The following is a 24969-nucleotide window of genomic DNA, read 5'->3' as shown; positions in this document are numbered from 1 at the left end:
TGCCTTATGAAAATAAAGAAAACAATCTTATATACATTTCTGGCTACTGCCATAACGGGAGCTTCTTTGACTTCCTGCGAGGATATGTTCGGCGGATTTTTGGATAAACAACCCAGCAACGAGTTGTCGGAAGATGAAGTGTTCAGCTCATGGACCAATACCGAGCAGTTTCATTTTGATACATACAATTTTCTCCGTCACGGTGCGTGTCGTATCAACAGTTCGTGGATGGATGCGGCTACCGATTTGGCGCATACCAGCTATTCTTATGGAGGAACGCGTGTCAGCTTCAATATCGGAAATTACTATACCTCCGGAGCTTCCAACGAATTGACGGATACGTGGGAGACTTATTATCGGGGTATCCGCAAATGCAATATGCTGTTGGCACGCATCAATCAGGTTCCTAAGTCATCAGATGATACTCAGGAGAATTATGAGAGAGATTTACGAGTCTATAAAGCGGAAGCCCGTTTTTTCCGTGCCTATTTCCATTGGGAGTTATTCCTGAGATACGGAGCGATTCCCGTTATCACGGAAGTACTCGATCCCGATGGTGATTTGATTACAGATTATAAGGAGCGTCCCACTGTGAAAGAGTTTGTTCAGGATTTCATATTGAAAGAGTTGATTGGTGGTGTGGAAGTTACGAATGGAACTCCCGGCGGCTGTATGCCCGATCTGCTTTCATTGGATGAGGTAAGAAAAGACCTTGCCAATCTAGGTGGACGTATCACTCAACCTGCCGCATTGGCGTTGGCGAGCCGTATTGAGTTGTATATGGCAAGCAAGCGTTTTGCCGGTCAGACCGATGTAACTTGGCAAAATGCGGCCGACCTTGCCAAACTCTTTATCGACAAATTCGGTAGTGATGGTCAGAAAGACAATAAATACTCTTTGTATCGTGGTACAGGAGATGCGGATATACCGAAATTGAATTATCAGAATGCTATCCTGACTACTGCGACGGATCAGGGAAAGAACCCCGAAATAATCTTCTGGAGAAATGATGCGGTTGCCGGTTGGGCTGCTATTGCAAATGATACTCCGGTGGGAGAGGGAGGAAACGGAGGACTGTGCCCGTCTCAAAATTTGATTGATATGTACGATATGCTGGATGGTTCGTCTCCTTTTACGGAATATGACGAGACCGGTGCTCCGGTTTATGATAAGGCAACATTAAAACCTAGCGGCATTGTTGCAGGAAGCCGTTACAATGATAATAATCCTTGTAGCAGCCGTGACCCGCGTCTGAATGCGTCCATCCTTTATCATGGCTGTACTTGGGGAAGTGGCATTATTGATGTTATCAAAGGTCATCGGGACAATCCGACAGGAAATGCGAATGCTACTCCGACAGGATACTATGTCCGCAAATATATGCCGGAGAATATCTTGACGAACAATCATGCCGGTGTTGAATATAGAAATTGGATTATCTTCCGGTATGCGGAGATTCTGTTGAACTATGCGGAAGCATTGTGTGAGTCAGGTAAGGTTCCCGAAGCCTTGCAGGCTATCCAGCCTTTGCGTGACCGGGTGGGATTAAGTCTGAAATTGACAGAACGTGCTGATTTGAAGGAGCAGGAAGCTGCACTTCATTTTATCCGGAAGGAACGTACAGTGGAGTTGGCTTTTGAGGATCATCGTGCTTGGGATTTGCGTCGTTGGAATGTAGCGGAAAAAGCATTGGCGCGCGATATTTACGGTGTAGAGGTCACTCAGGAAAGAGGTCAACTGAAATATACGCGTAAGGTTGTCGGTAACCGTGTGTTTGAAGAAAAGATGTATCTCTATCCGATACCGGAAGCAGAGGTCTGGAAAACAGGCATTGAGAATAATCCGGGTTGGTAATCAATAAAAGACATAACGAATATGTATAGAATAGTAAACTATAAAAAGATACGTACAGGGTTGCATAGAATGTTGGTCATTACCCTGTTAGGCTCTCTGTCCGCCTTTGCTTGGGCACAGGAATCCGTATTGAAGGGTAGGGTAGTCGATGTGGAAGGTAATCCGATTGTGGGGGCTGTTGTCAATGTGCTTGAAGGCAGCCGTGTCGCACTGACTGATAAAGACGGATATTTCAGTCTGAAGAAGGTCGCTCCAGCTGATGAAATCTATGCCTCTTGTGTGGGCTATTTGCCAGCTACTGCCATCGCTGCTTTTGATGGTAACTTTATGATGGTGCTGAAAGATGACCTGGATGTTTATGCGCATACGGCTCCTGTGCCTTTTGGCCGCAAACCGGTGAAGTTTATGACCGAAGCTGTTTCTACCGTCACAGGCGAGGAACTTCAGAAACATCCGGTCACAGTTTTGCAGAATGCGTTTACTTCTACACTCACCGGAGTTGAAACGTATGAAAAGAACTCAGAGCCGGGATGGAGTGAAACATTGTTTTATATTCGCGGTCTTCGTACTATGAACAATAACCTGGCCAATGACGGTCAGATAGCGGAGAAACCCTTGGTCATTGTCGATAATGTAGAGCGCGACTTGTCTTTTCTGGATGCTTATCCCATTGAGTCGATCACGGTATTGAAAGATGCGGCGGCCGCAGCTATTTACGGTATGAAAGGAGCGAATGGGGCTATCATCGTGACAACGAAGCGTGGGGAAGCCGGACGTACAAAGATCGATTTTACCCAAGAGGTAGGTTTTCAGACTCTTTCGGGACTTCCGGAAAGTCAGAATTCCTATAATTATGCCATGACGAAAAATCAGGCTAACTATCTGGACGGATTGGCACCTGAATTCTCTGCACATGATATCGAGATGTACCGTCGTGTGTCCAATGGAGAAAAGCTGACGGGTATGGAGCAGTACAAATACTTCAATACTAACTGGTATGATACAATGTTGAGGGATGTTGCTCCCCAATATCGAACCAACCTGCAAGTAAGCGGGGGAAACGCCCGTGCACGGTATTATGTATCCTTTTCCTATCTTCGTCAGGAAGGCATGTACGATACCGAATGGACAAATTATAATGACGGTTATAGCACACAGCACGTGTTGAACCGCTATAATCTGCGTTCCAATATCGATATTGACGTGACTAAGTTTCTGAATGTTTCCATGGATTTGGGTGGCCGTATTGATAATATCAGTCAGCCGGGTATTGATACGTATGCTTTGTTTACTTGGGGAGGCGGTGAGAACCTGCCTATCTATCCGGTGTACACACCGAACGGAAGTTTCTTTTTCCCGACAGATAGCGACGCGAAAAACGGAGCTGCCCAGATTGCCGGACGTGGAATTGAGAAAAACCGTCGTCGTAACCTTTATACAACGATTACCGCCAACGGTGATTTAGGTGCATTGGTGGAAGGGCTGAAAGCCAACCTTACTTTTAGTTTTGACTCGTACGAGACGTTCCAACAAGTACAGCGTGCCGATGTGGACGGGTTCTATTACAACTTCCGTGATGAAGTAAACAGTGTAGATGATTACTCGTACAAACGTATGCGTACATCCGTATCTCTACCTAATCCCACGACATCTCCACGTGACTATTACTACAACATAAATCTTAACGGAGGTTTCTCTTATCAGAATGTGTTCAATCGGAAACATTGGCTGGATGCTAAAGCGTTTATCCGTACTTATCAGAATGTGGTACGTGGTCAGTACTCTTCCAACCGTTATTTGTCATATAATGCGCAAGCCACATACGTTTATGATAATCGTTACATCTTGTCCGGAAATCTCTCCTATATGGGATGTGATAATTTTGCTCCGGGCGACCGTTATGGACTGTTCCCGGGTGGTTCTGCCGGATGGATTCTATCGGAAGAGCCTTGGTTCAAGAATGATGCGGTGAAGTTATTGAAGTTCCGTCTTTCTTACGGCCGGGCGGGTATGTCGAATATCTATACTACCAGTGACGGAGGAGTGCCTGCCGTACGCTATCCTTATCAAGGTGCTTATGCACAAGGAGGTGGCTATAGCTTCGGAACGGGACAAGCATACGATGAAGGTGTTTATGAATCATTGGTAGGTAACAGGAATATCAAATGGGAAATATCTGATATGGTAAACTTCGGAGTTGATTTTGATCTTTGGAATAAGAAGTTGTATGGACAGATTGATGTGTTCAAAGAATGGCGTTCCAATATTCTCATTACCCGTTCTACTACTCCGACCGGTATGTTTGGTGTTGCCGTTCCGCAGGATTCCTATGGAAAAGCGGAAACGAAAGGTGTGGAGATTACTTTGGGACATACGAATAAGATAGGTGATTTAACTTACCATATTCAAGGTATGTTAACTTGGAACACGAATAAAATTACCGATATGGATGAAACGGCGGTGGATTATGGTTATCAACGGAAAACTGGAAATCGCATCAACCAAAGCCAGTTGTTGCAATGGGAACAGTGGGCAAGTGATCCGAGTTTGATTCCGACTTCCCATCAGGACGCCATTGATCATCCCGAGAAGTATCCGTATCATTCCGCCGGTGTGTACAAATTGGGTAATGCAGTGTTTAAGGATGTGAACGGTGACCGCATCATTGATACTTATGATAAAATGCCGATGGGGTATACTAAGATTCCGGAATTGATTCCGACTTTGAATGTAGGTTTCGAATGGAAGGGATTTGATGCGCGCGCTGTCTTTACGGCATATCTGAACCGTACGATCGGATGTCGTGAGAATATGGATAACGGATTTGGCTGGGGAGGAACTTCTACTCATGCTGTAACTTCCACATGGGGATATTATACCGATGATCCGACAGATCCGAGAAATATTAATGCAAAATATCCTCGTCTGTCCAATTCGTTCAGCAACATCGACCGTAACTATCCGTACAATGAGTCGGATATCTGGGTAGTCAATGGAGATTTTCTGTCTTTGCGCAATGTTGAGGTTGGTTATTCTCTGCCAAAACAGTGGATAGCAAAGGCGAATCTGACCAAATGCCGTATTTACTTCAGCGGCTATAATCTGTGTAGCTGGAGTCATCTGCCGGACGGTTTCGATCCGGAGAACCCTACCAACTATATTTGGGCTTATCCGAAGACTAAATCGTTCACCTTTGGTATTAATGTTGGATTTTAAAAGTGTATCGTATGAAAATTAGAAAATATATATCACACATCATGACGGGGATGTTGTTGCTTTCGGGAACGTCTTGTAGTGACTTCCTCGATAAAGAATATGACGCTACCCTGACTGTGGACAAAGTGTTTAATAACGAAACATTGAGCCGTCAGTTTCTGAGTAACATTTATGCCAGTCTGCCCGACGGACTGGCTCCGTTCACGGATGCACAGTTCCTTGATGCGTCCAGAGATTGTATGACGGACAATGCGACATCCTATTGGGGATTACACTATTATACTAAAATAGCTACTGACTCTTACACTGCCAAAGACCATCCATTGTTGGGGCAGTGGAATGTAAACTTCGCCGGTATCCGTAAGTGCAACACATTTCTGAAGAATCTGAAAGCTGAGGTTGTAGGCAACAGTGATTTGGATGGTGACGACAATCATTTGTACGACCGCTACTGTAATGAGGCTATTCTGCTTCGTGCCATTTTTCATTTCGATTTGGTATGCTGGTTTGGTGATATGTTGATAGTGGCGGAAGATGAGAACGGAGAACCGATAATATTCGATAAAGACGATTATGGGGTGATGAACCAACCCCGCAAACCGGCAGCCGATGTGTTGCAGTGGGTGGCGGATCAGTGTGATCTGGTAAAAGATGAACTCCCCTTCCGTTACAGTGATGAATCGGTGAATTGGGGGCGTGTCAACGGTGCCACTGCCTATGCGCTGAAATCGAGAGCATTGTTGTACAAAGCTTCCAAACTGAATAACCCGGAAGGAAAAACGGCTTGGTGGAAAGAAGCTGCCGATGCGGCAGTGGATTTTATGACTAGAAATACCCAACAGTCCATTCCTTATGCTTTATATGCCTCTGATGCGGCTGATAATGCATATTATGCCGGTTCCGTAGCCAATCCGGTCAACAATAATGAAATCATTCTTTCCCGATCTCTTTGGTGGACAAACCGTATCGAACAGGTCTTTCTGCCCGTTGGGTTCACGGGAAGTTTTTCAGGAACGGGGCGTACCAATCCTACGCAGAATTTTGTAGATTGTTTTGAAATGGCAAATGGTAAACGGATCGATGAAGGTGGTTCCAGATATGATGAAGATAATCCGTATGCTAACCGTGACCCGCGTCTGGATCAGATTGTATTCCATCAAGGCTCTGTTTGGGGAAATGAAAATGACAACGAGAGTCGGCAGGTAGATGTACGTACAGTGGGCGGAGCGGATTATGCAGCGTCTCTAGGAGGAACTTGTACCGGATACTATGTCAAAAAGTTTGTGAATAATATATCTTGCCAGAATCCGATTAATTATCCTCATTCGTGGACTATCTTCCGTTATTCGGAAATACTGCTGAATGCAGCCGAAGCTTATTGTGAGATGAACGAATTGACTAAGGCGGAAGGATATGTAAATGAAATCAGACAACGTGTCGGTATGCCCGATTATGACGGTTACGACCAAACGGAATTGCGTAAGAGAATCCGTAATGAACGTCGTATCGAACTGAGTTTTGAAGATCATCGTATGTTCGACTTGCGTCGTTGGAGGGCTTATGACGGAGTGACTGCCGAAAATGAATTGAATAAACCCCGCTATGAGCAGCTGCTCAACTTGTATGGGGTAGAAGTGAGCGGCACTTTACCGGAGCCTGTATATACTTATGGTCCTGCCCGTGCGGCACAGAATGGCGGTCAGATTGAGACACGTGTATTCAATGTCCCGAAAAACTATTACTTCCCGATACCCGATGCAGATGTGAAGATGGCACCGGCATTGGGACAGAATCCGGGATGGTCTGTAGAAAGCTCATCTAATAATTGAAAACGAATAAAAATGTGAATTCATTATGAAAAATATATTGAATATTTTAAGTTTCGTTTGTATGTTCTCATGTGGGGCGTGCAGCGATGATGATAAAGCCTTGGGAGGCAATACAGATGGCATTACCGTAGGCAATGTTACGGTTCCCGATGTCACCTATTATTCGGCGAAGTTGAAAGTGGAAATTGAGGGCTCTTCTACTTCCATTCTGAAGAAAGGGTTCTGTTATAGTACGGTTCCTACTCCCGACCTCCGGGATAATTTGTTGGAAGTGCAGGGGGAGAGCACTGTATTAGAATCCGAACTGACAGGGCTGGAAGAACAAACTACTTATTATGTACGTGCGTTTGCTACGGCATATAGTGGGGAACCTGTTTATTCGGAAGAGGCTTCTTTTACGACACAAGGTTCTACTGCTGCGGATAAGCTGGCGGATTACGTTGCTCCCGATTATGATGACGACTATACGAATATTTCATCTTGGACACAACGTTCCCGTTGGAATCTGGCAAATGTTCATGACCCTACGGTTATGAAAGCCGGTGACGGATATTATTATATGTATCAGACTGACGCTTCTTACGGAAATGCACACGCTGCTCACGGTCACTTCCATGCCCGCCGTTCTAAAGACCTTGTCAATTGGGAATATATGGGCGCTACAATGAATGCCGCTCCTTCTTGGGTTTTGGAGAAGCTGAATGCCTATCGGGAGCAGATGGGGCTTGATCCTGTCACGCAACCGCAGTATGGTTTCTGGGCGCCTGTGGTCAGAAATATGGGAAATGGAGTTTACCGGATGTATTACAGTATTGTGATAGATAATTTCATAGCCAACGGTCGTCCTAGCGTAGAAGCTAACAAAGATGGTTCATGGGGTGAACGTGCTTTTATCGGACTGATGGAAACTCGTGATCCGGCTTCTAATGTATGGGAAGATAAGGGAATGGTGGTTTGCTCCTCCTCAGATAAGGCGATGGATGATTATTGGGGTAATAATGGCAACTATCAGAATGCTTATTTTTATTTTAATGCTATCGACCCCACTTACATTGTTGATACAGCCGGAACCCATTGGCTGATTTACGGTTCATGGCATAGCGGTATCGCAGCAGTAAAGGTAAACCCGGAAACAGGCAAGGTAGATGCTTTGGAAGGAGCGAATCCCCCTGCACCTTGGGCGTTGTCCGGACAATATACGGTAAACAACTATGGCAAGCGTATAGCTTCGAGAGCGCCGAACAACCGTTGGCAGGGTTCTGAAGGACCGGAGATTGTCAAGAGAGGGGACTATTACTATCTGTTTTTGGCTTATGGTGCTTTGGATGTGGAATATAATACGCGTGTTGTCCGCTCCGAGAATCCTGATGGTCCTTATAAGGATATCACGGGGACAGAAGTGACAAATGGTAAGGAGGCTTATCCGGTAGTGACCCATCCATACAAATTTGATAATAGTTATGGTTGGGTAGGTATTTCTCACTGCGCTATTTTTGATGATGGACAGGATAATTGGTTTTATTCTTCTCAAGGACGTTTGCCCAAAGACATTCCCGGTATAAATTCTTCCAACGCTGTGATGATGGGACACGTTCGCAGTATCCGTTGGACAATGGGAGAGAAAAATGATGCGATGAATGATTGGCCTGTCGTCATGCCGGAACGTTATGGAAATGTTCCTCAAGACTTAACGATATCAGAAGAAGAATTGATCGGTGATTGGGAATTTATGCAGTTGGATGGAAATCATAACGGTCAGCAATTCACTTCTCTGACTTTAACGTTAGGTGCGAATCATAAATTGACCACAAGTACAGGTTTTTGGAAAAATATGTCATGGACGTATGATGCATCACAACAGGTATTGTCATTGAATGATGGTAATATTCGGATTTATTTGCAGCGTGAGGTCGATTGGGAAGCAACTCCCCGTATAGCGACTGTTGTAGGTGCCGGTTATTACAAAGATTCAAGCGGCAATTGGAAAACAAACTGGATGAAGAGGCTTAAGTAAGCTCAGAAAGTAAGATTGGAGAAAATAGAATGAAGGTGTGTCATAATGAATAATAATTTGCGTTAATCCGCGTTTTGGCACACTTTCATCTTATTTTTTTATTCTTCATGATTCATCAACCCGCTCGGCGTCACATTGAACTGTTTCGTGAAGCACCGTGTGAAGTACTTCGGATCATTGAATCCTACCTCGTAGGCAACTTCCGCAATATTCATATTCTTGGTTTCTCTGTTTTTCAGAATCAGCTCCCTTGCTATGTTCAGACGATAATTCCGTATGAACTGTCCGGCAGACTGGCCGATGAGGCTCTGCAACTTTTTATTCATCAGACTTTTGCTTACGCCTACCGCTTCGCAGAAATCGCTGACCTCAAAATATGAGTTTTTATAGTTTTCTTTGATAACCTCCATTACCTGGTTCAGGAATTTCTTATCGCCGGACTCCTCTTCCATATTCAGTACATCCACATCCATATCCAGCGTAAACTTACGCTGATACCGTTTCCGGTTTTCCAGAATGTTCTGAATGCGTGTAAGCAACAACGTTTCGTCAAAAGGTTTCAGCAGATACTCGTCCACGCCCATACGATAACTTTCCAGTCTTGCCTCCTGTGAGGTCTTAGCCGTCAGCATGAGGAAAGGTATATGCGAAATGGCAAATGTCTCCTTTACCCGTCGCGAAAGCTCGATACCGTCCATGACAGGCATCATCAGATCACTGATAATGAAATCTACCGGATTGCTGCTGAGAATATGCAAAGCCTCTTCTCCGTTCGCGGCTTCCAGTACATGATATTGTTCGCGGAGGATGGAACGTATATAGCCCCTCATATCCGGATTATCCTCCACAATCAGAATCGTCAGAGCCTCTTTCTCTTTGGGAGTGTCGGAAGATTGCACAGGAACCGTTTCCGCATCGTTATGATCGATAATGATTGTCTTGCCATCCGTTTCGCTTTCCTGCTGCAAGGGGAGAAGAATGCGGAACGAACAACCGGCATGACGGTTATTGAGAGCCTTTATCTCCCCGCCGTGCATCTGTACGATCCGTTTGCAGAGATAAAGTCCGATACCTGTACCTGCCTGACCGTAGACCGGATATTTTACTTGGTTCTGTGATTGGTAGAACCGATTGAAAATTCGGTTAAGATCCTCCTCCGGTATACCCGCCCCCGTATCCTTTACGCAGATATATATTTTCTTCTGTCCGTCTGCCGCAGTGAGCGCAGAGATATAAAGTGATACCGTCCCTCCGTTCGGTGTAAACTTGATGGCATTGCTCAACAGGTTCGTTATCACTTTGTGCATCGCCTCTTCGTCATACAGAATCTCCGGTGTTTCCATTCGGTAGTAACGTCTCAACACTATATTCCGTTCTCCTGCGAATACCTCGAAAGGAGTGACCAGTGAATCTATGAATTTAAGGAAATTTCCTCGTGTCTTTACAATCTCCAGTTTCCCGGATTCCACTTTCCGAAAGTCCATAAGCTGATTGACCAGGGATAATAAATATTTGGAGTTGCGTTCCACAAAATTCAACTGCTCGATTACCTGCGGATTATAACTCAACTTCAATGCACGCTCGATCGGTCCGATAATCAATGTGATCGGAGTACGGAACTCGTGAGTGATATTGGTAAAGAAAGAAATCTTATCCAGTGTCAGCTCCTGCACCTTGCGCGACATACGGACAAGCTGCGCTTTCTGCCTGGTGATTTTCTCATTCTGCTGTGTCAGCATCCGGTTCTGCCGTGAAAGTTCTTCCGTCTGATTTTCCAGAAGCTGCTTTTGTTGTTCCAACTCGTGGGTACGTTCTTCCACAGTGCGATGCAGATACTCTTTCTGACGTTTCAATGTACGGATTCTCCATTGATAGAATTGCCATGTTCCTATGACGATAAGGACGATGACCGACAGGATAAACCAGACACTTTTATAGAAGTAAGGAATGATTGTTATTTTCAGCTCCGTGATGTTTGCTCCCTCACTTTCTCCGTCGGGTGTGTACTTTACCTGCAACGTATACTTTCCCGGAGGCAGATTGGTGTAGCTGGCGAAGCGTCGGTTGCCGGGCACCTGTACCCATTTATCGTCGAATCCCACCAGCCGGTAACTGTAAACCGCCGCATTGCCCGATTCAAAGTTAAGTGCGGAGAACTCCAGAGAAAAGGATTTTTCTTTCTCATGTAGCTTTAACTCCGTAGTAGTAGCAATATTCTGCGGTAAATATTCATTTCCGGGCAGTATCTCCTCATTACCTATTCTCAGACGGGTAAAGCGTACTTTGACGGGAGTTACGGGCATGGATGGACGATTGTTCTCAATGGCAACCAACCCGCCTACGCTGCCGAAATATAGCAAGTCGTGTGATGAACGGCAGGAAGCATTCCAATAAAACTGGGTGTCGATCAAACCGTCATATTTCGTGTAATTGATAAAACGGTTTTCTACCGGATGATAGCAGGATAAACCATAGTTGGTTCCTATCCATATATTTCCGTTATTGTCTTCCAATATTCCCCGCACACTGTTATTGGGCAGTCCGTGTGTCGTATTATAGGAGAAGAATTTTTCTTTCCCTTCTGGGTTGATGATCCGTTTATAAATGCCGAACCCGTTACTTCCCAGCCACAGAGTGCCGTCCTTTGCTTCATAAAAACAAGTGATTTTCTCTATCAGACGGGAGTCCGGGTCGTCCAGTTTATAATTCAAATGTCTGTATTGGAATTCTCCTTCTGCCGACCGGGAGTGAAGGTCGACAATATAAACTCCTTCCAGACAGCCTATCCACAACTTGCCATCTCTGTCGATGATGGAACCGATGCAGCCGTGTACATTTGCGGCAGCCTGCCCGGCTAGAGGAGAAACAAGTTCTTCCTTCGCTATGTCATAAAAATAAAGACCTTGGTTGGCGCCTATCCATACTCCGTTATTAATCGAATCGTAGGCTAGTGCGCCAATAAAGTCGACAGGAAACCCGTTGCTGGTCTGTGAGGAAATCACCTTCTGTACAGATTGTGGTGTTTTCAGGTCAAGCCAATTGATGCCACCTCCCCAGGTTCCAACCCAGAGACGGTTGTTCCGATCGGCTGTCAATGCACTGACAGAGTTATGGCTCAATCCCCCGCGTTCACGTGTATAGTGAGTGAAACGTTCGCTGCCCGGTTCCTTCCTGTTCAGTCCGCCTTCTACCGTTCCCACCCATAAAGTACCATACTTGTCCTCATAAACGGCATTTACCGGATTGCAAGAGAGACTTGACAAGTTCTCTTTATCATGCCGGTAGCTGCGTATGGACAACCGTCGGGGATTCAATAGGTTGATTCCTCCGGTTTCCGTGCCGAACCATATATGGTCTTCCTCCGCCAGTATGCAATTGATAAAATTACTGTTTAGCGAATTGGAATCATTTCCCGGAAGATCATAGGCGATACGTTCAAAGTCATCCGTTATCGGATTGTAAATGTTGATTCCACGAAGGGTTGCCACCAGCAGTTGCTTGTCGTTAGTGATGGCCAGATCCGTCAGATAATTCTGGGAAAGGGAATAGGGATTGGTTGAATCGTGTTGATACTGTTTCACTACATTTCCGTTTTTGTTATAACGGAACAATCCCCGATCGGTGGAAATCCATACCTCGTTTTCCTTCATGAGGAAATCGGAAATATACGTTCCCGCTTCAAAAGTCAGACATTCGGCGATAGAGCCCATTGTCAGTTCTCCTTGTTGGTTCAAGGATATCTTGTGTATTTTCCCATTGACTCCCATCCATATATTTCCGTCTTCATCAATATCCTGCAAAGCAATGTCGGGTCCATTCGGAACGACGGGGCTAAGTGTGGAAATCGTTTTCACTTCTCCTTTTTCGTTGAACTCGATGCGGTGCAGCTCGTTGGCGCAATGCAGCCAGATACATCCTTGACTGTCTGTGATGACATGGGTGGCCGGTGATTTCAGAATCTTAAAAAGTATCCCCTGAGGATTGCGGGGAATGACAGGCTTTAGCGTAGACAAGTCAATGATATCCGTACCTCCTTCGGAGATAATCCAAAGGCGTTGGAATGCGTCTTCACACACTTTGCGGATGAAGTTACTCTTCAGCTTACAATGGGAAGTGCTCGCGTTGTAATGGACGAACTCATAACCGTCGAAACGTGAGAGCCCTCCTCCGGCAGTGGATATCCAGAGAAAACCACGACTGTCCTTATACACATCGTCGACAAAGTTATGAGGCAACCCTTCGTTCATGGTGATATAAGTGATATTGTATCGGTCGGCAAAACGTTCCTGTGCTTGTGTCCGGTTTTGACCTGTTATCCAGAGAACAGGATAGATAAAAAACAATATGAATAGGTGTTTTTTCATATAAGTACGTATTAATAGGAGCAAAGTTAAAAGATAATCTCAAATCGAGAAAACAGAAGGGGGCTTCTTTTCAGCAGATTGCAGTATTGTCCACCAATCGTGTTCGTATGTCCACCTGTGATTAGTGTAACGGGGCGTATTTTTGTACCATGATTGATGAACAAATACACTGATGTTATGAAAAACTTGTTTTTGCCCGTTTTTTTATTAGCAGGCAGCTTGTTCGCGAGCTGTACCACTGCTGTATTTAAACCGACCCCTTCAGCGAATCCTTGGGATGATAACTATTTATCCGTAGCTAAGATGGAAGACTACCGCCAATGGGGAACATACAATGTGCACGATCCGTCCTGCCGCAAGCTGGGCGATTATTACTATATGTATTCTACAGACGCAATTTTCGGTGAGAACCGTCGCGAAGCTCAAGAAAAGGGAGTACCTTTGGGATACATCCAGATGCGTCGTTCAAAAGATCTGGTACATTGGGAATTTCTAGGGTGGGCTTTCCCTGAGATACCCGGAGAAGCGGTTGAATGGGTACAAACTCATGCAGGCGGACAGGGGGCCACCAATATATGGGCACCTTATATTATTCCTTATAAAGACAAATACCGTCTGTATTACTGTGTGTCTGCATTCGGACGTAAAACATCCTATATCGGCCTGGCTGAATCCGCTTCTCCTGAAGGTCCTTGGACGCAGGTCGGATGTGTTGTCAGAACAGATGATTCCACTGCCATGAATGCTATTGATCCGAGTGTGATTGTTGATGATGCCACCGGCAAATGGTGGATGCACTACGGTTCCTTTTTTGGAGGGCTCTATTGTGTCGAACTGAATCCCGAAACCGGATTGACTGTAAACGAAGGTGACTTAGGGCATTTGACAGCCCGCCGCGCCCATTATCGGAAAGATAATCTGGAAGCGCCGGAGATTATCTATCATCCCGGTTTGAAGCAGTATTATCTGTTCACTTCATACGACCCTTTGATGACGACATACAATTTGCGTGTCAGCCGTTCGGAGACTGCCGAAGGTCCTTTTACCGATTATTTTGGTAAAGCAGTGAAGGATACGACCAACAATTTCCCGATACTGACAGCACCTTATCGTTTTGAGAATCATCCCGGATGGGCGGGAACGGCTCATTGCGGAGTCTTCTCCGATGGGGAAGGAAATTACTATCTGGCACATCAGGGACGCCTCTCTCCGCAGAATCAGTTGATGGTGCTGCATTTACGCCAGTTGTTCTTTACTCCGGAAGGTTGGCCGGTCGTTTCTCCCGAAAGATATGCAGGTACACCGTCACGTCGCTTCACCGAAGCCGATCTGGCAGGGGAGTGGGAAATCATACGGGTACAGGAACCGAGGTATGAGCGTCAGTTGGAAGCCGGACAGATTCTATGGGGAGAAGGCGAACTGAAAGAAGAGGAGTGGAATCTTTCTTCCCGCTTCCATTTATTGAAAGACGGTACTTGCAACGGTGAAATGGTTGATGTGGAGGGAAAGTTTGTCCTTACAGGCGGGAAGTGGTCTTTTTTGACCGAAAACCATCTGTTAATGCTTGATTTGGGTACGGAGAAGATAGAGAATCTGATTATCTTTGCAGGACACGACTGGGAGAATGAGACGGAAACCATTCTCTTTACCGGACTCGATAGTCGGGGACGTTCTGTCTGGGGAAAAAGAATAGAATAACTATATAATTTTTTATTGAAAACCATGAGAAGATACACAAATTTATTGGCTATAGTGGCCTTATCTGCCGGAATGGCACTTCATGCGCAAACCAATGAAATGGTGATACAGACAAAGAAACTGGGAGCGGAAATCCAGCCTACCATGTACGGACTCTTTTTTGAGGACATCAACTATGCGGCCGACGGTGGCTTGTACGCCGAACTGGTGAAGAACCGTTCGTTTGAGTTTCCGCAGAACCTGATGGGATGGAAAACTTACGGTAAAGTAACTTTGATGGACGACGGCCCTTTTGAACGGAATCCGCATTATGTGCGTCTTTCCAATCCGGGACATGCCCATAAACATACCGGACTGGATAACGAAGGCTTCTTTGGTATCGGTGTCCGAAAAGGGGAGGAGTATCGTTTCTCTGTTTGGGCACGTCTGCCACAGGGGAACGGAAAAGAAACATTGCGGATTGAATTGGTGGATACCAAGTCTATGGGCGAACATCAGGCGTTTGCCACCGCTGACTTGACAGTCGATTCGAAAGAATGGAAGAAGTACCAGCTGATCTTGAAGCCGGGTATGACCCAGCCGAAATCGACACTTCGTATTTTCCTTACTTCCAAAGGAACAGTGGACCTGGAGCATATCTCTCTCTTCCCGGTCGATACGTGGAAAGGACATGAAAACGGACTTCGCAAGGACTTGGCACAGGCTTTGGCAGATATCCATCCGGGAGTCTTCCGTTTTCCCGGTGGTTGCATTGTTGAAGGTACTGATTTGAATACCCGTTATGACTGGAAGAAATCGGTTGGTCCGGTAGAAAACCGGCCTTTGAACGAGAACCGTTGGCAGTACACTTTTACCCATCGTTTCTATCCGGATTATTATCAGAGTTACGGATTGGGATTCTATGAATACTTCCTGTTATCGGAAGAAATGGGTGCCGAACCGCTTCCTATCTTGAATTGCGGTCTTTCCTGTCAATACCAGAATAATGATCCGAAAGCGCACGTTGCCGTTTGCGATCTGGACGGTTATATTCAGGATGCACTCGATCTGATTGAGTTCGCCAATGGTGATGTGAACTCTACATGGGGAAAGGTGCGTGCCGATATGGGACATCCTGCTCCCTTCAACCTGAAATTTATCGGTATCGGTAACGAGCAATGGGGAAAAGAATATCCGGAACGTCTTGAACCGTTCATCAAGGCTATTCGTAAGGCTTATCCGGATATGAAGATTGTAGGTAGTTCCGGCCCTAATTCAGAAGGAAAAGAATTTGATTATCTGTGGCCTGAAATGAAACGCTTGAAAGCTGATTTGGTAGACGAGCATTTCTATCGTCCTGAAAGCTGGTTCTTGGCTCAAGGTGCGCGTTATGATAATTATGACCGCAAAGGTCCGAAAGTCTTTGCCGGCGAATATGCTTGTCACGGTAAAGGTAAGAAATGGAATCATTTCCACGCTGCCTTGCTTGAGACTGCCTTTATGACCGGTTTGGAACGTAATGCCGATATTGTCCATATGGCTACATACGCTCCGCTTTTCGCTCATGTGGAGGGATGGCAATGGCGTCCGGACATGATCTGGTTCGACAATCTGAATTCCGTACGCACTGTAAGCTACTATGTGCAACAGTTGTTTGCCCATAATAAGGGGACCAATGTTCTTCCGCTTACCATGAACAAGAGAAATGTGACGGGAGCTGAAGGACAGAACGGGCTTTTCGCCAGTGCGGTGTACGACAAGAATAAGAATGAGCTTATCGTAAAAGTAGCCAATACTTCCGATACGGCTCAACCGATTTCGTTGAAATTTGAAGGCTTGAAGAAACAAGACGTATTATCTGACGGCCGTTGCATCAAGCTTCGCTCACTTGATTTGGACAAGGATAATACGCTTGAACAGCCTTTTGCCATCACTCCGAAGGAAATGCCCGTGTCTATTCAGAACCACGTGTTTTCTGCCGAGCTGGAGCCGAACACATTCGCTGTTTATAAATTTACGAAGAAATAAAGGATAACATGATTCGTTTTAATAAAGCAAGGTTAGTTGGGGTTAGATTAGTTGTTTTATCATTTGTGCTGGCAGCCTTTACCGGGCTGTCGGCGCAGAATGATACTACGTTTGTTGCGAATGGAAACCCCATTATAAAATATAAGTATGTAGGTGATCCCGCGGCTATGGTACATGATGGGAAAGTGTATATTTATGGCGGACACGATGAGTGTCCTCCTCCCAATGAGCATTATTTAATCAATGAGTGGTGTGTCTTTTCTTCTCCCGACTTGAAGACATGGACGGAGCATCCCGTTCCTTTGAAAGCGAAAGATTTCAGTTGGGCAAAGGGGGAAGCATGGGCAAGTCAGGTCATTGAACGGGACGGTAAGTTTTACTGGTATGTGACGGTGGAACATAAGACGATTCCCGGAAAGTCAATCGGTGTGGCTGTGTCGGATTCGCCTGTCGGACCTTTCAAGGATGCTCGCGGTTCAGCTTTGATAACCAATGATATGACGACAGAATATACCAAGATTGCTTGGGATGATATTGATCCTACTGTTTTCATTGATGATGACGGACAGGCATATCTATGTTGGGGGAATACGCAGTGTTATTATGCGCGATTGAAAAAGAACATGATCGAACTTGACGGTCCGATTATGCCTATTAATCTGCCCCGTTATACGGAAGCTCCCTGGATACATAAGCGCGGGGATTGGTATTACCTCTCATACGCTTCCGAATTTCCCGAAAAGATGTGTTATGCGATGAGCCGCAATATCAACGGACCTTGGGAATATAAAGGTCTCCTGAATGAACTTGCCGGTAACTGTAATACCAACCACCAGGCTATCATCGAATTCAAAGGAGATTGGTACATGGTTTACCACAACGGTGCTATCAATCCTTTCGGTGGCAGTTTCCGCCGTTCTGTCTGTATCGATCGCTTGTTTTACAATGAAGACGGTACAATCAAAAGGATGCAGATGACAACGGAAGGGGTGCGGTAAAGAATATAATACTTATTGCCATATAGTTATAAGTTAGGGTGTTTTATAACAATTTCTCGGGATGTGTTAATTCTTCTACCAATTCATATACTGTAGTGCAAGGCTTATGCGATGCATAGTCTGTTCCGGAAAAGGATTCTCTTAGACGTTGGGCATATTTTATAGCTAATGATTCGTTACCTATACGCTGCAATATGTCAAATGTTTCTGGGGATTTCTTTTTATATCGATAACTTGTGTCATTCGTCTTATTTTGGACTTCTCTTTCTATTTTTTCAATATATTGAGCCCGAGATATGCCGGTATCCAAATATTGAAAGTGTAGATAATACCATAGTTCGAAAGATTCATTAGACCATGCACAAAGAATATGATTTTTGTGTGCAAGTCTTATTGCATCATTGAAATCGTTGAAATCATCTTTGTCAAAAACAGCCCATACTCGGTCAAACTCTTTATTTGATTTGTTGCGGATAGCCATAGTCTCTTTGATCAGACTAACTGTTCCCTGTCCCTTTCCTTCGATTGTTACTTCACGAATATCTGAATAACGGTCTTTTATCAAGGCCTTGAAATAGTTCGGCTCGGTTCTTTCACCTTCGCATACGATCAGGAAACTGACAGATACATTACGTACTGCTATTTTTCTTCTTTTATCTAACTTCGCCTGTCTCTGTGCTTTTTTAATTTCCTCAAACCGATGTTTCGGCAGTAATTTACTCATAGTATGTCAATCTTTAATATAGGGGATTGCTCCGTAACGTCCGTTAATATAATCTTTTTCAAAGCTCCGGTCTTTCCTTATTTTATTTCCTTCCGGCTCTCTGAATTCTGCTAATGAATAGAGATCGGTAGCTTCTGAATGATCTTTTTCAGTAAACCAAATCTGATCTCTACGGAATGTTTTTACATTCAATAAATTAGTGTCGTGAGTCGCAAAAATCAGTTGAGCTCCCTTAGGATTCGTCTTCGGGTTATTGAAAAGTTTAATTATATGTTGGGTTAGCAACGGATGAAGCTTGGAATCAAGTTCATCCACAATTAACGGATAACCAAAATCCAATTGACCGATAACTAAAGCCGCTAAGTCAAATAATTTATTAGTTCCTGATGACTCATGTTCTTTCATCGAAAAACGGGTTTCTCCGATAATTTCTCCTTCATCATTGTATAAATGATGTATCGTGTATGCTTTGATCTCCTCAGCTAGTTTCTCATCTTTAGGAATTTCAAACTTGGTAAATCCTACATTCATTGAATTTAGAAAACCTTGTACTTTTTGTTGAAATTCGAGACTAAATGTTGCTTGGGTACATAATTTATTTGTAAAGGTAGACAAAGACTCATGATTAATGCCTGATATTATTGCAATACTATTGATTGCGGAAATAATGTTACCGGCTATTTCACCGTTGAATGAATCGACAGTTGATAAAAACAATCCGTTATCACGCACCTTTTCTTCCAGTCCTACTCCTTCACTGTATTCATCTCCTATTCCTATTCCTTCTTCTATCCGGCCGAATAGGCATATTTCTTTTTTGTTTTTCCCTTTCTTTACATATAACCATTCTTCATATACTTTTTGGTTATCTGCGGTGAAACCATACGTGTATATTTGTTTGTTTATAAGCAGTTCAATTTCAAAATATGAAGGTTCCTGCACAGTATGTGGATTTAATAGAAAGGGGGTGATATTTAATTTATCAGTAGAGTTCAACTTGGAAGATGTACTGATGATTTCTCTGAATTTTCTAATCGCTTTCAATAGATTACTTTTTCCACTGGAGTTGGCTCCATAAATAACGGCCGATGGAAGCAATTTATAACCGTCTCTTTCTATAATCGATTCATTCAATTCTTTAATAGCGGTAGCTTCCATGCTCAAAACTTTTTTGTCTCTGAACGAACGATAGTTACCTACTGTAAAATTGATTATCATATTGCTTTATATTAAATTATCTATTCTATAGAACATGGCAAAGATACGAATAGTTTTATATATTTTTCCAAAAATGAGAAATTTTCTCGTTTTTGGAATGATGTGGCAGTCATAAATGATTTTGGTATATAAAAGGGCGACTCTCCATTACGGAAAGCCGCCCTACTTAATTATCTGATACAACCGGATGGTCTTTTATTCCAATCTGCGAGAACCGTCACCGATTACTACATCATACACTTTCGGGCTTCTGCCGAATTTAGCTTTGAACGCAGCTTTGGTCTTTTCAACGAAGTTGTCATACAATTCGTTCTTGACAAGGTTGATTGTACAACCACCGAAACCGCCACCCATAACACGTGAACCGGTTACGCCATATTCTTTAGCGCAGTCGTTCAGGAAGTCGAGTTCTTCGCAGCTTACTTCGTACAGCTTGCTCATGCCGTGATGAGTTTCGTACATCTTCTTACCTACAGTTTCGTAATCATCTTTTTCCAAAGCATCGCAAACGTCCAATACACGTTGGATTTCCTCGATTACGTATTCTGCACGCATATAGTCTTCGGCACTGATTTCAGCTTTAGCCTCTTCTAACATCTCCATCGTACAGTCACGCAGGAATTCTACGTGCGGATGTTTCTTCTGGATAGCGGCAACGGCAGCTTCACAACTTTGGCGGCGCTTGTTGTAAGCGGAAGAAGCCAATTCGTGCTTGACAACTGAATCCATCAACACCAGACGGTAACCTTCCGGATGGAACGGGAAATACTGATATTCCAATGAACGGCAATCCAGACGGATCAAGCTGCCGGCTTTACCGAATACGGAAGCGAATTGGTCCATGATACCGCAGTTCACGCCACAATAATTATGCTCTGTAGCCTGACCTACCTTAGCCAATTCAAATTTATCTATCTTGTTGTCACCGAACAATTCGTTCAATGCGAAAGCGTATGTACTTTCCAAAGCGGCAGAAGAAGACATACCTGCACCTAGAGGCACATCACCTGCGAAAGCCGTATTGAATCCTTTCACGTCAACGCCACGTTTGATCATTTCACGGCAAACACCGAAAATATATCTTGCCCAACTTGCACGGGGAGCATCTTCCTCGTTCAAGCCGAATTCTACATAATCTTTCAAGTCGATAGAGTACGCTCTTACTTTGTCAGTACCGTTCGGTTTGATTTCTGCAATCATACCTTTGTCTACTGCACCCGGAAAAACGAATCCGCCATTGTAGTCGGTATGCTCACCGATCAGGTTGATACGGCCCGGAGAAGCATATAAAAAACCTGTAGTTCCGTCAAAGTGTTTGATAAAGCGACTTCTTACATATTCTGTATCCATGATATTGATATTTTAAAGATGAATAAATTAGTATATTATTATTCCACAGGAATATCTTTGTTTACATTCTTGCAACCTACCAGACCGTAGAACAGCAGATAAGCAAGAGCAGCGATAATCAGCCAGTAGCTTGCCATATAACCTACAGAGTCAGAAATACTCTGTTGGATCAGCGGCAATACACCACCACCGACAACCATCATCATGAAAATACCGGAAGCCTGTGCGGTATATTTCCCCAAACCTTCTACTGCAAGGTTAAAGATACCACCCCACATTACAGAAGTGCAAAGACCACAAAGAACAAGGAACAATGCACTGACAGGAACTTGTGCCATCATAAATCCTTCACCTACTGTATAACCCGGCATTGAAACCGTAACGTCTTTCGGAGTGAAGATAGCGATTAATACGAAAATGATAGCAGTAGCAGAAACAACGATTAATTGTGCACGGCTGGAGACCTTACCACTGATAGCACTACTTGCTGTACGTCCAACAAGCATCAGTAACCAGTAGATAGCAGCGATAGCACCACCGATAGCAGCACCATTCATAAGGATTCCCGCACCTTTATCGCTCGGATCGGCAAGATAGAAGTTCAGGGTACCGGGAATACCGATTTCGATACCTACATAAATAAATATGCCGATTACACCCAATACAGTGTGGCGGAAACTCCAAGGGCTGTGAGAAAACTTTTCTTTCTTTGCTCCGCCTTTTTGCAGATGTGGCTCAGGGATAGCAACAAATGAGATAACGATGAATGCAGCTACAAATACACCCATAGCGACAAAGAGTAGAGGAGCAACGTCCGACATGGCTGTTTTTTCGGTCACTGTACCGATCAAAGCACCGACGAAGAGCGGAGTCAATGTACCAGACAAAGAATTAAGAGCTCCACCTGTCTGAATCAGCTGGTTACCTTTGTTACCACCGCCACCAAGAAGATTCAACATAGGGTTAACCACTGTGTTAAGCATACAAACGCAGAAACCGCAGATGAATGCGCCAAGCAGATAGATGATAAAGTTTAATTTGATAACATACTCACCAAAAGCGAATACTTCGGCACCTGCTCCGAATAAACTGGAGAGATACTGTGTGAACAAACCGAGAAAACCTACCGCCATTGCGATCAACGCTGTCTTCTTGTAACCGATCTTAACGAGCATGTTACCGGCCGGAATTCCCATAAACAGATATGCAAGGAAGTTCATCATATTTCCCATCATACCTAGTGTGTTCGAACCTGCGTATTCATTTCTCCAAATCGTTCCGAAAGGAGCAGCGAGGTTTGTTACGAAAGAGATCATCGCAAAGATGAAGAACATCGTGATAATTGCGACGAGATTACCGTTCTTTTTTTCTTGTGTCATGGTTCAAAAAAAATGTTAGTTTATAAATTAGGTTAGTTATTTTTTAATTATTATTCTACGGAAAATTTGTAAATAGTGATTTGTTGATACTCATCGCCCGGTAGCAAGGTAGCCGATGGAAAATGAGGCTTGTTCGGAGTATCCGGGAAACATTGAGCTTCAAAGCAGATAGCGCTTCTTGCAGGGAAGGTAGCACCGTGTGCACCTTCGAATCCGTTGAGCCAGTTTCCGGTATAAAGCTGTACACCGGCTTCCGTTGTATATACTTCCATGAGACGTCCGCTTTTCGGATCCTTGCAGGTCGCGGCCAACTCAAGCGAACCGCTCTCTGTCTTGTTCAATACGTAGCAATGGTCATATCCTGCGCCGAATACCAATTGCTGGAACTTATCATCGATACGTTCGCCTACGGTGTGCGGAGTACGGAAATCCATCGGTGTACCTTCTACTTTGGCTATTTCTCCGGTAGGGATGGAAACTTCGTCAATAGGTGTATAGAAATCAGCGTTGATAGTAACGATATGGTCGTTGACAGTAGGAGTGGGAGCGGCTATGCCGGCAAGATTGAAGAAACCGTGATTGGTCAGATTGACTACTGTAGCTTTGTCCGTTGTAGCGCGATATTCAATATTCAGAGCATTCACCTCGTCATCCAGGCGGTAAGTCATTTCTACTTCCAGATTACCGGGGAACCCCTCTTCGCCGTCGGCGGAAACATAATTGAATTGCACTGTACCTTCATCAATCTGAACAGCGTCCCATACGCGGGCGTGGAAACCGGTAGGTCCTCCATGCAGGGAGTTCGGCCCGTTGTTGATGGTGAGTTCATGTTCTTCGCCGAACAAGGTGAATTTTCCTTTGGCAATGCGGTTGCCGTAACGTCCGATAGTCGTACTCAGGAAAGGTTCGGGACTGTTGATTACATGGTCGATACTGTCGTGTCCGAGAATCACATTGGCATACTTACCGTTTTTATCCGGTACCATAATAGAAAGAATGGCGCATCCGTAATTTGTTACAGCTACTTCCATTCCCTTCTTGTTTTTGAGGATAAATAAATCAGTTTCTTTATTGTTTATCTCCTTTTGGAAATCTTTCCGGCTGAGCCCTGATAGATTCCCTTCTGTTGGGAATGTGTTATTCATGTCTGGTATTATTAAAATTTCCTGCAAATAAAAGGAAATTCTTTCTTACTCACAAATATTCCTATTAAATATAGTCTAAAATTTGAACTATTTTTCGTATGTTTGTTCCCGGATTGAAACAATCCGAGCGAATTTAATCTAAGTTTATAACAAGAAAAACAAAAATGTATCCATTAAAATTCGAACCCATTCTGAAGCAGACGCTTTGGGGGGGCGACAAAATTATTCCGTTCAAGCATCTGAACGCTGACTTGAAGGGAGTAGGAGAAAGCTGGGAGATTTCCGGCGTTGAAGACAATGAGTCCGTTGTGGCAAATGGCCCGGACAAAGGTTTAACCTTGGCTGATATGGTAAGAAGGTATCGCGAGGAATTGGTGGGAGAAGCGAACTATGCTCGTTTCGGAAACAAATTTCCGTTGCTCATCAAGTTTATCGACGCTAAACAGGATTTGTCCATCCAGGTACACCCGACAGACGAACTGGCGAAGAAACGCCATAATTCAATGGGTAAGACAGAAATGTGGTATGTGGTAGATGCCGACAAAGGAGCAAAGTTGCGTTCGGGATTTTCCGAACAGATTACTCCGAAAGAATATAAAGAACGTGTGTTGAACAATACGATCACTGACGTATTGCAGGAATACGAGATTCATCCGGGTGATGTGTTCTTTCTTCCTGCCGGACGTGTGCACAGTATCGGGGCAGGTTCATTCATCGCCGAGATTCAGCAGACTTCCGACATCACTTACCGTATCTACGACTTCAACCGTAAAGATGCGAATGGTAAAACCCGTGAGCTTCACACTGATTTAGCCCGTGAAGCCATTAACTATGAGGTATTGGATGATTATCGCACGAAGTACGAACCTTTGAAGGATGAGCCGGTGGAATTGGTGGCTTGTCCTTACTTCACTACTTCTTTATATGACATGACTGAAGAAATCAGTTGCGATTATTCGGAACTCGACTCATTCGTGATCTTTATCTGTATGGAGGGATCATGCGTAATGAAAGATAATGAAGGCAATGAACTGACAGTCAATGCGGGAGAATCGATCTTGCTGCCTGCTACGACGCAGGATGTCACTATTACTCCCGTAGGAGGTAATGTGAAACTGTTGGAAACGTACGTATAATTAATACTTAATCGCCATAATTTAGTCATCCGACTTT

At 44.3% G+C, this 24969-nt stretch carries 14 protein-coding genes; 8 read left to right on the top strand and 6 right to left on the bottom strand.

Annotated elements, in window-relative coordinates; translation table 11 throughout:
* The first annotated feature begins 12 nt into the window (after positions 1 to 12).
* From ACNOGP_RS17620 to ACNOGP_RS17605, 4 genes are read left to right on the top strand one after another with little or no spacing between them, the layout of a single operon-like run.
* Positions 13 to 1854 carry a RagB/SusD family nutrient uptake outer membrane protein gene (locus ACNOGP_RS17620; RefSeq protein WP_418214776.1) on the top strand — a complete coding sequence of 614 codons (1842 nt, stop codon included), beginning with the start codon at positions 13 to 15 and terminating at the stop codon, positions 1852 to 1854.
* Between the two features lie 21 nt (positions 1855 to 1875).
* Positions 1876 to 5070: a SusC/RagA family TonB-linked outer membrane protein gene (locus ACNOGP_RS17615; protein ID WP_418213358.1), complete on the top strand. Its 3195-nt coding sequence runs from the start codon at positions 1876 to 1878 to the stop codon at positions 5068 to 5070.
* Positions 5071 to 5087: 17 nt separating this feature from the next.
* Positions 5088 to 6899, top strand: a complete 1812-nt coding sequence (locus ACNOGP_RS17610; protein WP_418214775.1) for a RagB/SusD family nutrient uptake outer membrane protein — start codon at positions 5088 to 5090, stop codon at positions 6897 to 6899.
* Between the two features lie 25 nt (positions 6900 to 6924).
* A complete protein-coding gene (locus tag ACNOGP_RS17605; protein ID WP_418213357.1) occupies positions 6925 to 8913 on the top strand; it encodes a family 43 glycosylhydrolase in 1989 nt (662 codons plus the stop codon).
* Between the two features lie 98 nt (positions 8914 to 9011).
* Here ACNOGP_RS17605 and ACNOGP_RS17600 read toward each other — a convergent pair whose 3' ends face one another.
* Positions 9012 to 13277, bottom strand: a complete 4266-nt coding sequence (locus ACNOGP_RS17600; protein WP_418213356.1) for a two-component regulator propeller domain-containing protein — start codon at positions 13275 to 13277, stop codon at positions 9012 to 9014.
* 156 nt (positions 13278 to 13433) lie between these two features.
* Here ACNOGP_RS17600 and ACNOGP_RS17595 point away from each other — a divergent pair, with 156 nt between their 5' ends.
* From ACNOGP_RS17595 to ACNOGP_RS17585, 3 genes are read left to right on the top strand one after another with little or no spacing between them, the layout of a single operon-like run.
* Positions 13434 to 14975, top strand: a complete 1542-nt coding sequence (locus ACNOGP_RS17595; RefSeq protein ID WP_418213355.1) for an arabinan endo-1,5-alpha-L-arabinosidase — start codon at positions 13434 to 13436, stop codon at positions 14973 to 14975.
* A gap of 24 nt (positions 14976 to 14999) precedes the next feature.
* The gene (locus tag ACNOGP_RS17590; RefSeq protein ID WP_418213354.1) at positions 15000 to 16982 is read left to right on the top strand and encodes an alpha-L-arabinofuranosidase C-terminal domain-containing protein; all 1983 of its coding nucleotides are present in this window, start codon (positions 15000 to 15002) and stop codon (positions 16980 to 16982) included.
* Between the two features lie 8 nt (positions 16983 to 16990).
* Positions 16991 to 17980 carry a glycoside hydrolase family 43 protein gene (locus tag ACNOGP_RS17585; RefSeq protein ID WP_143864682.1) on the top strand — a complete coding sequence of 330 codons (990 nt, stop codon included), beginning with the start codon at positions 16991 to 16993 and terminating at the stop codon, positions 17978 to 17980.
* Positions 17981 to 18023: 43 nt separating this feature from the next.
* Here the strand turns inward: ACNOGP_RS17585 and ACNOGP_RS17580 are convergent, their stop codons facing one another.
* The 5 genes from ACNOGP_RS17580 to ACNOGP_RS17560 all read right to left on the bottom strand — a co-directional run bounded on the left by ACNOGP_RS17580 (position 18024) and on the right by ACNOGP_RS17560 (position 23796).
* Positions 18024 to 18704, bottom strand: a complete 681-nt coding sequence (locus ACNOGP_RS17580; protein ID WP_143864681.1) for an RloB family protein — start codon at positions 18702 to 18704, stop codon at positions 18024 to 18026.
* 6 nt (positions 18705 to 18710) lie between these two features.
* Positions 18711 to 19922 (bottom strand): AAA family ATPase, encoded by a 1212-nt coding sequence (locus ACNOGP_RS17575; protein WP_270539188.1) that lies wholly within the window; start codon positions 19920 to 19922, stop codon positions 18711 to 18713.
* 195 nt (positions 19923 to 20117) lie between these two features.
* Positions 20118 to 21272: a galactokinase gene (galK, locus tag ACNOGP_RS17570; RefSeq protein WP_007753699.1), complete on the bottom strand. Its 1155-nt coding sequence runs from the start codon at positions 21270 to 21272 to the stop codon at positions 20118 to 20120.
* A gap of 38 nt (positions 21273 to 21310) precedes the next feature.
* A complete protein-coding gene (locus ACNOGP_RS17565; RefSeq protein ID WP_007759242.1) occupies positions 21311 to 22651 on the bottom strand; it encodes an MFS transporter in 1341 nt (446 codons plus the stop codon).
* A 50-nt stretch (positions 22652 to 22701) separates the two neighbouring features.
* A complete protein-coding gene (locus ACNOGP_RS17560) occupies positions 22702 to 23796 on the bottom strand; it encodes an aldose epimerase family protein (RefSeq protein WP_186967870.1) in 1095 nt (364 codons plus the stop codon).
* A 164-nt stretch (positions 23797 to 23960) separates the two neighbouring features.
* On the opposite strand from ACNOGP_RS17560, the gene ACNOGP_RS17555 reads away from it, so the two are divergent.
* The gene (locus ACNOGP_RS17555; RefSeq protein WP_007759244.1) at positions 23961 to 24932 is read left to right on the top strand and encodes a type I phosphomannose isomerase catalytic subunit; all 972 of its coding nucleotides are present in this window, start codon (positions 23961 to 23963) and stop codon (positions 24930 to 24932) included.
* The last annotated feature ends 37 nt before the right edge of the window (positions 24933 to 24969 follow it).

The sequence above is a fragment of the Bacteroides difficilis genome (assembly GCF_048319815.1).
GTDB lineage: Bacteria > Bacteroidota > Bacteroidia > Bacteroidales > Bacteroidaceae > Bacteroides > Bacteroides zhangwenhongii.
Note: the sequence above shows the minus strand (reverse complement) of the source record. Positions and strands in the feature narration are given on the sequence as shown.

Bases quoted from the DNA above. Each gene is read 5' to 3' on its own strand.
- ACNOGP_RS17580 (WP_143864681.1), bottom strand. From the start codon at position 18,704: ATGAGTAAATTACTGCCGAAACATCGGTTTGAGGAAATTAAAAAAGCA.
- ACNOGP_RS17560 (WP_186967870.1), bottom strand. From the start codon at position 23,796: ATGAATAACACATTCCCAACAGAAGGGAATCTATCAGGGCTCAGCCGG.
- ACNOGP_RS17600 (WP_418213356.1), bottom strand. From the start codon at position 13,277: ATGAAAAAACACCTATTCATATTGTTTTTTATCTATCCTGTTCTCTGG.
- ACNOGP_RS17605 (WP_418213357.1), top strand. From the start codon at position 6,925: ATGAAAAATATATTGAATATTTTAAGTTTCGTTTGTATGTTCTCATGT.
- ACNOGP_RS17585 (WP_143864682.1), top strand. From the start codon at position 16,991: ATGATTCGTTTTAATAAAGCAAGGTTAGTTGGGGTTAGATTAGTTGTT.
- ACNOGP_RS17590 (WP_418213354.1), top strand. From the start codon at position 15,000: ATGAGAAGATACACAAATTTATTGGCTATAGTGGCCTTATCTGCCGGA.
- ACNOGP_RS17555 (WP_007759244.1), top strand. From the start codon at position 23,961: ATGTATCCATTAAAATTCGAACCCATTCTGAAGCAGACGCTTTGGGGG.
- ACNOGP_RS17615 (WP_418213358.1), top strand. From the start codon at position 1,876: ATGTATAGAATAGTAAACTATAAAAAGATACGTACAGGGTTGCATAGA.
- galK (WP_007753699.1), bottom strand. From the start codon at position 21,272: ATGGATACAGAATATGTAAGAAGTCGCTTTATCAAACACTTTGACGGA.
- ACNOGP_RS17565 (WP_007759242.1), bottom strand. From the start codon at position 22,651: ATGACACAAGAAAAAAAGAACGGTAATCTCGTCGCAATTATCACGATG.
- ACNOGP_RS17595 (WP_418213355.1), top strand. From the start codon at position 13,434: ATGAACAAATACACTGATGTTATGAAAAACTTGTTTTTGCCCGTTTTT.
- ACNOGP_RS17575 (WP_270539188.1), bottom strand. From the start codon at position 19,922: ATGATAATCAATTTTACAGTAGGTAACTATCGTTCGTTCAGAGACAAA.